Source organism: Streptomyces sp. WM4235, assembly GCF_001279725.1.
Lineage (GTDB): Bacteria > Actinomycetota > Actinomycetes > Streptomycetales > Streptomycetaceae > Streptomyces.
Genome location: NZ_LGDE01000450.1, coordinates 18296 through 27311 on the forward strand (window position 1 = coordinate 18296; position 9016 = coordinate 27311).

Annotated in this window: 9 protein-coding genes and 1 pseudogene; 6 read left to right on the forward strand and 4 right to left on the reverse strand. The window is 67.1% G+C overall.

The window, feature by feature from the left end; genetic code table 11:
- Nucleotides 1–347 precede the first annotated feature (347 nt).
- A complete protein-coding gene (locus tag ADK55_RS31295) occupies nt 348–1124 on the reverse strand; it encodes a hypothetical protein (RefSeq protein ID WP_053683612.1) in 777 nt (258 codons plus the stop codon).
- Between the two features lie 286 nt (nt 1125–1410).
- Here ADK55_RS31295 and ADK55_RS31300 point away from each other — a divergent pair, with 286 nt between their 5' ends.
- Together ADK55_RS31300 and ltrA are read left to right on the forward strand one after the other, a co-directional pair.
- Nucleotides 1411–1641, forward strand: coding sequence for a hypothetical protein (locus ADK55_RS31300; RefSeq protein ID WP_053683615.1), 231 nt, complete (start codon nt 1411–1413; stop codon nt 1639–1641).
- Between the two features lie 693 nt (nt 1642–2334).
- Complete coding sequence (gene ltrA / locus ADK55_RS31305; protein ID WP_078999626.1) at nt 2335–3765, forward strand: group II intron reverse transcriptase/maturase; 1431 nt, start codon at nt 2335–2337, stop codon at nt 3763–3765.
- A gap of 647 nt (nt 3766–4412) precedes the next feature.
- Here ltrA and ADK55_RS31310 read toward each other — a convergent pair.
- Nucleotides 4413–5132 (reverse strand): annotated as a pseudogene (locus tag ADK55_RS31310) (ATP-binding protein).
- Between the two features lie 97 nt (nt 5133–5229).
- On the opposite strand from ADK55_RS31310, the gene ADK55_RS31315 reads away from it, so the two are divergent.
- On the forward strand, nt 5230–5520 hold the full coding sequence (locus ADK55_RS31315) for a hypothetical protein (RefSeq protein WP_199826674.1): 291 nt from the start codon (nt 5230–5232) through the stop codon (nt 5518–5520).
- 38 nt (nt 5521–5558) lie between these two features.
- Here ADK55_RS31315 and istA read toward each other — a convergent pair whose 3' ends face one another.
- Nucleotides 5559–7034 carry an IS21 family transposase gene (istA, locus tag ADK55_RS31320; RefSeq protein ID WP_053683617.1) on the reverse strand — a complete coding sequence of 492 codons (1476 nt, stop codon included), beginning with the start codon at nt 7032–7034 and terminating at the stop codon, nt 5559–5561.
- Nucleotides 7035–7569: 535 nt separating this feature from the next.
- On the opposite strand from istA, the gene ADK55_RS38920 reads away from it, so the two are divergent.
- From ADK55_RS38920 to ADK55_RS31330, 3 genes are all read left to right on the forward strand, one after another.
- Nucleotides 7570–7872, forward strand: a complete 303-nt coding sequence (locus ADK55_RS38920; RefSeq protein WP_159041616.1) for a hypothetical protein — start codon at nt 7570–7572, stop codon at nt 7870–7872.
- A 150-nt stretch (nt 7873–8022) separates the two neighbouring features.
- Nucleotides 8023–8211 (forward strand): hypothetical protein, encoded by a 189-nt coding sequence (locus ADK55_RS31325; protein ID WP_159041617.1) that lies wholly within the window; start codon nt 8023–8025, stop codon nt 8209–8211.
- Between the two features lie 103 nt (nt 8212–8314).
- Nucleotides 8315–8524, forward strand: a complete 210-nt coding sequence (locus tag ADK55_RS31330) for a cold-shock protein (RefSeq protein WP_053683621.1) — start codon at nt 8315–8317, stop codon at nt 8522–8524.
- 141 nt (nt 8525–8665) lie between these two features.
- Here ADK55_RS31330 and ADK55_RS31335 read toward each other — a convergent pair.
- Nucleotides 8666–9016 (reverse strand): YgiW/YdeI family stress tolerance OB fold protein (locus ADK55_RS31335; RefSeq protein ID WP_159041618.1); only part of this gene is annotated, 351 nt, incomplete at its 5' end.

Here is a 9016-nt window from a genome sequence, read left to right on the forward strand (position 1 = left end):
CGTGAACCTCTACCGGGCCCTGGACGTCGCCCTTCTCCCCCTGCTGCGCCCCGAACTCGACTGGCCAGACTTGCGGGTGTTGGGGTGGGCGCCCGGCCTCCCGCCCGGCTGATCCCTGAGGCGGCCGGCGACGTCGTCACGGTGGCCGTGGTCGCGGCGATCGCCGAGGTGGGACGGGCGACCGTGACCGCCTGACGGCGCCAGTACTGATCTCGGCGCGGGTGACGGTGAGAGCTTCGCCCGGATCGGGGTTCTCCAGAGGGGCAAACGGCTGCGGTCGTGAGCGGTCTGCAGAACCGTCTGATTTGGCGGGGTATCCGGTGGGCGGCGCTGGTGAGTATGCCCGCTCAGCCGGTCGGAGGGCTCTGTGTCGCCTCGCGTGCCTCGTTGAGGGCTTGCTGCCTGATGTCGCCGAACAGTTGCATCGTGGTGGCGGCCAGGATGTCATCCCTGCCGATGGTGCGCCTGTCCCCGCTGCGGGTGGACAGGGGATGGGAGAAGTCGTTGGGGAGTGGCGGTGGGGCCGATTCGCCCGGTATGCCGATGGTGACGCTGCCGAACCGTTTGACGCCGCCCTCGCGGACGACCATGGCCGCGTCCCGGGCGAGGCCCGTCAGGAGCATGCTCGCGATCCCGTCGAGGTCTCGGACCATCGCGGGAACGGCCGTGGCACCCCGGCTCCACAGCAGCTTCTTGACGCCGGCCTCGAACCTGTGAGCGCCGACCACGGCACTCGGTTTGCGCGACCTGCTGCGCTTACGGGAAGGCACGACGACACCCTCCTCGTCGTACATGACACCGGTCAGGCCTTTGAACGTCGGGCTGTGCTCATACCATCCTTCTCCCACCTCAAGTTCGACGTTCGCGCTGATCGACGAGACAAGGTCCCCAGGTACCAGCTTCCCCCGGGCCTCCTCCCCCGCCGCTTTCCGCGCGCCGTCGATGATCGCCGTCAACACCGTCCGCGTCACCGACGAGGCAGCCCACGCGGCCGACCGGGCAACGTGCATCGAGGTCACGTCCCTGAACACCGCTTTGACAAGGGAAGGCTTGAACGGTGAGACATCTATGCCCGGGGCGTTCTCGGGGCCACCGAGAGCAGGGTGGGAGGGCTGTGCGGACATCGGAAGAAACGCTCCCTGCCATCGGAATGGTCAAAGGCCCACATCCACCACGCAGACCCACTCACTTCCCCATCCTCTACCGACGCAGCGCCTGGTCAAAGCCCGGAGGGGCACGGGTATACGACCAGCAGGTGCCGGCGGGCCCCACCCCTTGACGTCACCGGCCACGCCTGCCTGGCCGGCGGGTGTCGGGCCGGTTCGAAGGCGCGGGCCGCAAGCAGCCTCTGCTGCTAGGACTTGTCCGGCCGATCATGCCGCTCGTTGGTGACGTCGAGGGAGGGGCCTGATGAGTGCAGTGGAGTTGAGTCGGGCGGAAGCCGTTGCGCTCGTGCAGCGGATCATGGAAGCGGACAACGTCTCCGAAGATGAGGCGAACGAATGGCCGGTCAGGCTCGACAGAGCTCTGGCCTGTCCGTCTGGTCACGTCAGCGGCCTGGTCTTTTGGCCGCCGGAGCGGGAGTTGCCGGCCGAGGAAGTGGTCGACCTGGGCTTGGCGCACCGGGCCACTGCCTTGTGACACCGGTACTCAGCTGCGGAGCCGACCACGAGGACTGCCGCAGTGGCGGTGCCGAGGAAGACGTAGCCGCGTTTGTCGTAGCGGGTGGGTGCGCCACGAGGCGCCATGGAATCGAGTGAGGTGAGAGACCTTCACCACCGGGTTGTCGTAGCAATCCGGTTGAAGCTGGGGGCAGTTCGGTTCGGGGGATGCCGAGCCGAGCGGTAAGCAGCCCCGACAACGCCGGGACGGGTTGGTACTGCCAGACGATCCGGGTCCGGCTAGCGAGACAGGAAGGTGCACGCGAGAAATCAGTGCCTGACGCCCCGTAATTACGACACCGGCTCGAACCTGGCGGATCTGGGCCGGACGCAGTGCACGACCACCAGCGCTCTTCGGTGGTCGACTCCGAAGCCGACTCCATTCATCGGTGGGGAGGCCACGCCGAAAGTCTGCGGCGTAAGCGTGGCGATGCTGCCGGGGTAGAGCTGGGCACCTCACCTGTCGATCGATTTCGTGGTGAACGTGGGAACTGTCCGCGGTCGTCCCTGTATCGGACATCCAGTCCGGTCGGGGACAGGTCCATCGCCGGCTGATGGCCGTCGGGCAGGACGAAGGCTCCGTAGTACTCCGAGGCCGGGAAAGCCGGTCACATGGGGAAGGGGGCCAGCAAGTCGGCAGTAAGGAGACTGGAATGCCAGGAGGCTGTCGCCGGTGAATACCGACGAGCTGGAATGGGCCTTGATGAAGGCCGAACGCCGGGTACTGGAGATCCAGACCAAGCTGCACCGTTGGGCTGTCGATGATTCTCATCGCAGGTTCGACGACCTGTTCAACCTCGTGGCCGATCCCGCCTTCCTGTTGGTGGCGTGGGACCGTGTCCGGGGAAACAAGGGTGCCCGCACGGCCGGAGTGGATGGGAAGACCGCCCGCTCCATCGAGGTCGGGCAAGGGGTCGAGACGTTTCTCGACAAGCTGCGGACCCAGATCAGAGACCGCAGCTTCTATCCGGTCCCTGTCCGCGAGCGGATGATTCCCAAGGCGAATGGCAAGCTTCGTCGTCTCGGGATTCCGACCGTGGCGGACCGAGTGGTCCAGGCGTCCTTGAAGCTGGTGCTGGAGCCGGTATTCGAAGCGGATTTCCTCCCGTGTTCTTATGGGTTCCGCCCGAACCGCCGAGCCCACGATGCGATCGCCGAGAGTCGCTACCTCGCCAGCCACGGATACGAGTGGGTGGTGGAGGGCGACATCACGGCGTGCTTCGACGAGATCGCGCACCCGGCCCTCATGGAACGGGTGCGGAATCGAATCGGGGACAAGCGGGTGCTGTCCTTGGTGAAGGCGTTCTTGAAGTCCGGGATCTTGTCCCGTGACGGAGCTTTCACGGACACACGCACCGGGACCCCGCAGGGCGGGATCCTGTCGCCGCTGCTGGCCAACATCGCACTCTCGGTCCTGGACGAGCACATCGCCCAGGCCCCCGGAGGGCCAGATGGCACCTCCGAGGACCGGCGCAGGAGACGGCGCCGAGGATTGCCCAACTACCGGCTGGTCCGGTACGCGGACGACTTCCTCGTACTCGTCTTCGGGCGCCGCGAACATGCCGAGGAACTACGCGACGAGGTCGCAGAGGCATTGAAGTCGATGGGCCTTCGCCTGTCGGTGGAGAAGACAAAGATCACGCACATTGACGAGGGCCTTGATTTTCTCGGATGGCGCATCCAGCGCCACTGGAAACGGGGCACTGACCGGCAGTACATCTACACCTATCCCGCACGGAAGTCAGTACGTTCCGTAACGGGCAAGGTGAAGGAACTGACCGGACGACAGAACGTCGGCCTGTCGCTGGAGTCCTTGCTCCACCGACTGAACTCGGTGTTGCGAGGATGGTGCGCTTATTTCCGTCCCGGAGTGTCGAACGTCGCTTTCTGTTACCTCAGCCACTACACGTGGATGAGGGTGACTAGATGGATCCGGCGCAAACATCCCGGAATCACTTGGAAGCAGCTCCGCCGACGTTATTACGGCGGCGGCTGGTGGCCTGTCACAGAGGAAGCGGAACTGCTCAACCCGGCAAAGGTAAGCACGACCAGATACCGATACCGGGGAAAACTCCTTCCGTCTCCGTGGCCCACTACGGCATGAGGAACTGAACACCCCGGAACGAGATTTGTGGAGAGCCCGGTGCCCGGAGACGGGCACGCCGGGTTCGGGAGGCGGCTCGGGGAAACCCACTGGTGGAAACATCAGCAGGGCGCCCCGAGTCGACCTCACCGTCTGCCTGGCCTGCGCGGCGCCTTCGGGGATCGGCTCCCACTCCCGCAGAAGGCTGAGCCGTTCCAACTCAGCGCGGAGGGTGGGGGCCAGGGCCCGCCACCGGTTCACCCGGTGGCGGCCGTCCTCGCGAAGCCGATCCCGCCCGTACCGGAGCTCCGCGTGTGCCTGGCGCCAGGCCACGCCCCGGAGGTTGAGCAGCCCGGTGTCCTGCTCGGCGGCGGCCTGCCACCGGGTCTCGGCGCTCTGGTGTGTGTCCACGAGGGCATCGAGCCGGTCGAGGCCCTCGGGTCACACTGCGACGACCATGGTCTGTCCCATGCCCCCATTATGACTTCCCCCGGGGCCCGTTCGGGCCGAATACCGGCAGGTCAGAGCTATAGGGGACTCCGCCCCCCCCGGCTGATGGGCGACATGTGTCAACGGCCATTGAGATGCCCAGGTGGGTGGCCGTTGGGTGTCCAGTCTGGTGGCCATCAGAAACCCAGACGTGTGGCCAGCGGTGTTCCCGGAGTGGGTCAGTTCAAGGGGACCACTCCCTTCCCGGCGAGGGCCTCGGCGAGGCGATGCGAGTCACCGGTGGTGGTCACGAGGTGAGCGTGGTGCATGAGGCGATCGGTGCTCGCGCCCGCGAGAGTCTTAGGCATGATCGTGTCGAAACCCGAGGGGTGAATGTTGCTGGTCACAGCGATGGACCGGCGTTCGTAGGCAGCATCGATGATCCGGTAGAACGCCTCGGCGGCGTCCTCTCCGACGGGCAGCAGGCCGATGTCGTCGATGACGATGAGGTCCGCGCGGCAGATCCGGGCGACGGTCCGTGCGGTGGACCCGTCGACCTTCGACTTGCCGATCGCGGCGCTCAGCGTCTCCAGGGTGAACCAGGAAACCCGCAGGTCCTTCTCGATCGCGGCCTGGGCCAGGCCCTCGGTGAAGTGGCTCTTGCCCGTCCCCGACGGGCGATCACCAGATTCTCGGCGCGGCCGATCCACTCAAGGGTGATCAGGGAGTTTTGGGTGGGTTCGGGGATGGTGGAGTCCTCGGCCCGCCAGGAGCCCAGGGTCTTGCCGGTGGGGAAGTTCGCCGAGTGGCGGCGAAGACGCCGGGTGGCGGCGTCGCGGCCGGTGACTTCCTCGGCGATCAGCAGCCGCAGGACCTCGGCGGGATCCCAGCGTTGCGCGGGCGGTGGCCAGCACGTCAGGGGCGGCTTTGCGCATATAAGGCAAGCGCATCCGGCGCATCAGCCTGTCCAACTCCTCGGGCAGGGCCGGGGCCTGGGGAAACGTCACGGTCGTATATTCCTTCGCTGGTCGGGGTGGACGTCGATAGGCTCGGTGGGTGATTAATCTGGCGGTGCGTGGTGATCTCGGGGACGTCGTGGCTCGCGCCGAGGCCGGGGTGGAGTGGACAAACGCCTTTGCGGGCCTGGCTCCCTCGGAATTCCCGATGCTTTTCGCTCTGACGCCGTATGGGGACGCGGTGTTCAACCAGCGGCAGATGCCGCTGCTGCTGGCGGAACTCGACCGGCTTCCCGCCGCCTGTGATGGTGAATGGGTCGCTCAGGCCCGCGAGTTGTGCCAGGTCGTCGAGCGCGGGCTGCACCTGTATCTGTGGTTCATCGGCGACTGACCCCGATCGGCTGGGCTTCAACTGTCCTGGGCCGTGGCCTACTGGCCCAGGGCCTGCCAGCCGATGGTTCCGTTCTGGACGGAGTGGGCCTCGTCCGCGCGGACGACCTCGCCGACGGGCTTGCTGTCCGCGATGTGTCCCAGGATCGAGAGCAGGTCCTCGTCGGCGAAGCGCCCGGCGGTGGCCGCAAGCCCGAGGGCCTGGTCGACTTTGTCGTTGCCCAGGACGGTGGCCAGCTCGACCGCGCGGGCCATCTTGGCGCGGATGCGGGTGGCGCCGGCGGGTCCGGCTTCCTTGAGCCAGCGCCCGGCTCCAGAGCCGATGCCCACGAACGCGATCTCGGCTTCCGAGCGGGGCTGCAGCCTGGGCTGGTGGATACTGCGGCCGTCGGGATGGTCAGGATAGTGCGCGTCGATGATCTGCGGAAGGCCCGGGGTGGAGAGCTGGTGGCGCCAGATCTCCGAGAGATCACCGGAGTGGGTGCGGGCAGTAATGGACAGTTCCCCACCGACGACCCGGCACCACACCTTGGCACCCGTATAGCCCGGCGGGGTCGAGTAGCGCACTGAGTTGAAGCTGATGGTGCGGTCCGAGCCGACCAGCCTCTCCTCGCCCAGCGCGAGCGCGAGCGGCTCGATGGGCAGGACATGCAGCGTGGTGCGCTCCACGTCCAGACGGCTCGCGGGTATCTGCCCGGTCGCCCGGTGACGGCGCGAGTTCACCGCATCGCACCAGGTCAGGCAGGCATCGGCGAGCTCGGCGAAGGTATCGTAGGCGGCAAGCAGGTTCGCATCTGTGGGCACCAGGTCGGCCTTCGCGATCCGGACCGTGGCCTCCGCGCCGCCTTTGGACTCGGGGTCGTAGGGGACGCAGCTGACTACTTGGCAGCCGTAGTGCCGGCCTGCGGCGACCATCTGCGGATGACGTACCGGGATCCCGGCGATGTGCTCGACAGTGACCGTCTTCGCGTTGTCGGTCAGTACATACGTCGGTGCCCCGCCGATCCGCCTGAGCGTGGTGTCCAGGCAGGCCACCAGCGTGCCCAACGTGCAGTCCCAGACCGGGATCACCACCCGGAACCGCGACCAGGACAGCCACGCGCAGAACAGCCAGGTCCGACGCCCCGCGATGCGCGGGCCCTCGCCCCAGTCGAACTGGAGCCAGCGGCCCGGCTCGGGAATCCACGGCCGGTACGTTCGTCGCTTGCCCGCCTTCCACGCGGCCTTTGCCGTGTTCACCGCCCGTCTCGTCGAGCGTTCGCTGCCCCGGTAGCCCATCTTCACGAGCTTCTCGTGGACCACATCGGCACGGATCGTCGCCTTCGACTGCTCGACCCACTCCTCGACCTTCTCCAGGAACGCGTCGATCATCTTCGGCCGCGGCTCTCGCTCATAGGGATTGCGCCCGCCGTTGCGGGCCTCGACATACCTCTTGACCGTCTTCGGGTCGTGCCCCGTCAAGGTCGCCGCGGACCAGACCGTCCCGGTCAGGTCGTACGCCTCAAGGATTTCCATAATCTCCGTGTCAGACTTCGTCACAGGACCTCTCCGGCCGGTAGCTGATGCGTGCAAACACCAGCAAACGGGCGGAGGGGTCTCCTCCAGGCAAGGAAGCGATCAGGAACACCACAGGTCAGACGGCCATCCACCTGGAATTCCGGTGGCCATCAGCCGGGACTCGGCTGGCCGTACACCTGGACTTTGCCACGGCCGCCGTCAACATGGATTCTTCGTCGCTTTGCGACAGGGGTGTACACCAGGTCGCGGCGCGTTGAGGGCTGGGATCTTTCGCCAAGGCGTGTCGTTCTTCTGCTGAAAGCCGGTGTCGTTTCCCGCTGAAGGTTGGCTGTCGCGTGGTTGAACCGTGCCGCAGGACCTGGGCCTCGGCGACCGCGCCAAGGCGCTCGAGTAGCTCAGTGCGAACCGGCTCGCGCACGCCGCGATCGTCGGCGGCGTCCAGGACGTCCTGCCCGAGTCGGAGGGGGGTCGCCTGGTTGGACCCGCCAGTGGCCCCTGCTCGCGGCCCGCATGGACCGGAACCGCGGCGCGGGTGGCACCGCACTTCTCGGCGCGCACCTGGCCCGCGTGGGGGTGGACACCTCCTTCCAAGGACGGCCCCTCCTCCACCACGGTCGGGCGTCTCGTGGACGCGGCCCTGCACTCCCTGACGTCACCGCCCTCCGCCCCGGCCACGCCCGTGTCCCGGTTCCGCGTCTCCCCGACGGCTGCCCGCTCCCGCTCGACCACCACGCTCGCCGCCGCGGCCCCCGGACAGCCGGCCCCGACGGACGCCGCAGTCCCCGCCCACCGGAAGCAGACCGCACCGGCCAGGGGCGCGGGGCGTACGCGGTGACGGCGAAGGCACCCACGCCCGGACGGCGGGTCCGGGCGTGGACGGGCGGCCTGGTGGGCGCTGTCGGGCCGGGACCGGATCGCCGTCGAGGGCCTGCTGCTGACCGGCCAGCTGTTCGCGGCTGCGTTGCGGGCGGGCCACGTCGGTCTGGTGCAGGCGGACTTCGTCCTGTCGGTCCTGGCCGGCACGGCGGGCGTGGCCACCTTGTACCGGGGCGCCGTGTACCGGCCTCAGCCAGCCCCGCTTCCGGCCGGGCCGCTGGTGGCGCCCTCGGGGTTCGATCGGATCGTCCTCTACAGGGTCGCCGAACTCCCCGGCCGGGAGTACCCGCGCCCGTGAAGCCAGGCCGAGGCCCCGCGCTGCTCACGGCCTTGGGTTTCCTGGGGCCGGGGTGGGGCAGGGATGGCGGCGTTGATCATCCTCGGAGAGATCGGGTGGAAGCGTGAGTAGTCGGCAGAGCGGCACGGTGAAGTGGTTCGACGACGAGAAGGGGTACGGGTTCATCACGCCTCAGGCGGGTGATGACCTCTTCGTAGACTTCAAGGCCATTCAGGCCGACGGCCTCAAGACCCTCAAGGAAGGGCAGGCCGTCAGTTTCGTCGTCACCCGGGGACAGAAGGGCATGCAGGCCCAGGAGGTCCAAATCGCATAACGCTGAACACCCCAACCAAGGGCTGCTCGCCCACTCCACCCCCAGCTGGGCGAGTGCGGCGAGCTGCGCGAAGGTGAGGCGGCCGCGGCACCTGCTGGCGGCTACGGGCCGCAGTCTTCCTTTCGGCCCGTATACGTCCGATCAGGCCGTGATCTCCACGATGTCTACGCTCACCCGGATGTGGGTGTCGCTCTTATCGACGTCTCCCCTGATCTTCAGCTTGGTCTTCTCGTTGAACTCGGTGGGCGGAAGGTCTTCTCTTGAGATTTCAACGGTGATGGTGCCCGTTACGTCCTGGAATTTGTATTGGCCGGGGCCGACTTCCTGGATGACGTAGCCTGTGAGGGTCACTGGCGTGCCGTCAGTCGCCTTCGTTTTAGCATCGGCGACGGTTGAGGTTCCCCCGAGATGCGGGAAGTGGTGACAGGCTGTCAGATGGGTCGTATGAGAGGAACCCAGACGATGTCTGCCCCGAGGAAGTACCCGCTGGAG

Bases quoted from the DNA above. Each gene is read 5' to 3' on its own strand.
- ADK55_RS31295 (WP_053683612.1), bottom strand. From the start codon at position 1,124: ATGTCCGCACAGCCCTCCCACCCTGCTCTCGGTGGCCCCGAGAACGCC.
- ADK55_RS31300 (WP_053683615.1), top strand. From the start codon at position 1,411: ATGAGTGCAGTGGAGTTGAGTCGGGCGGAAGCCGTTGCGCTCGTGCAG.
- istA (WP_053683617.1), bottom strand. From the start codon at position 7,034: ATGGAAATCCTTGAGGCGTACGACCTGACCGGGACGGTCTGGTCCGCG.